Below are 1,357 nucleotides of genomic sequence, written 5' to 3'. Positions count from 1 at the left end.
CCTGAGCCTAGTCTGCGGACGGCGTCCTCCTGATCGACCCGGGTCGATGCCGCCAGTCGCCCGGAGTTCCGGGTCATGGACGGGCGCTTCATGGCGATCGAGCAGACGATCGGGGCACCAAAGGGCGGCCAGCATGCGCCGGGCTCCCATCGCAGCTTCGTGGAGGAAGTGAAGGCGTCGGGCTTCGTCGCGGACGCGCTCGCCCGCAGCAACCAGCGGAGCGCGGCCGTTGCGCCCGCCACTCGCTGCAGCAGGACGTTCCCCGAAACCGGGAGCGCCCGAGAGCGCTATGAAGTCAACCTCCAACAAGGCCACCGAGCCCACAGGCGACCGTCCAAAGGCAGCGAGAACGAGATGACGAACAACAACGCAAATGGCGGCCTGGATCGCAGAACTCTCCTCCTGGCCGGGCTGGCGGCCGCGCCGCTTCTTGGCGCCTCCCGCGCCTTCGCGCAGGCTTACCCCGACCGGGCGGTGAAGCTGCTGGTGCCCTTCGCGCCCGGGGGCACCACAGACATCATCGCGCGGGTGGTGACCAGCCAGATCGCGCCGCACTTCAACGGCCAGTCCATGGTGGTGGAGAACAAGGGCGGTGGCGGCGGCGTGACCGGTGCCATCGAGACCGCGCGCGCCAGGCCTGATGGCTACTCACTCGGCATTGCCACGGTATCGACGGTGGCCACGGTACCCGCGATCCAGCCCTCGACGCCGTACGATCCGCTCACCGCCTTCACGCCGATCACCAACATCGCGGCGACGCCGAACGTGGTGGCGGTGCATCCTTCCTTCCCGGCCAAGACCTTCCAGGCCTGGGCGGAGGAGGTGAAGAAGAACCCGGGCAAGTACGCCTACGCCACCTCCGGCACCGGCAGCATCCTCCACTTGCAGATGGAGCTCTACAAGAGCCTGTCCGGGGCGGACCTCATCCACGTTCCCTACCGGGGCTCCGGTCCGGCTCTAAACGATGCGGTGTCTGGACAGGTGCCGGTAATCATCGACAACCTGCCCTCGGCCTTGCCCTTCATCCAGTCGGGCAGGCTGGTGCCCATCGTGGTCGCGTCCCCCCAGCGTGTCGGCGCGTTGCCGGACGTGCCGACCTTCAAGGAGGTCGGGCTGGAGCAGGTCAACCGCACCGCCTTCTACGGCGTCGTGGGTCCGAAGGGACTGCCGCGCCCGATCGTCGAGCGGGTGCGCGAGGCCGTGGTGAAAACGCTGGCCGAGCCCGCCGTGCGCGCGCGCATCGAGGAGACGGGCTCCTTCATCGTGGCCAATACGCCGGAAGAGTTCGCCCAGGAGATCAGGACCGAATACGAGGTTTATAAGAAGGTTGTTCAGGAGCGGAAGCTGCAACCCGACT

At 67.4% G+C, this 1,357-nt stretch carries 1 protein-coding gene; it reads left to right on the top strand.

Features of this window, described 5'->3' with window-relative positions:
• Positions 1-75: 75 nt before the first annotated feature.
• The coding region (locus IBL25_RS26155; protein WP_202986896.1) for a tripartite tricarboxylate transporter substrate-binding protein at positions 76-1,357 on the top strand (1,282 nt) is incomplete at its 3' end.

This window comes from Pseudoroseomonas ludipueritiae (assembly GCF_014490445.1).
Lineage (GTDB): Bacteria > Pseudomonadota > Alphaproteobacteria > Acetobacterales > Acetobacteraceae > Pseudoroseomonas > Pseudoroseomonas ludipueritiae.
The sequence above is the reverse complement of the archived record's forward strand: the minus strand, read 5'-3'. Positions and strand labels throughout refer to the sequence as shown.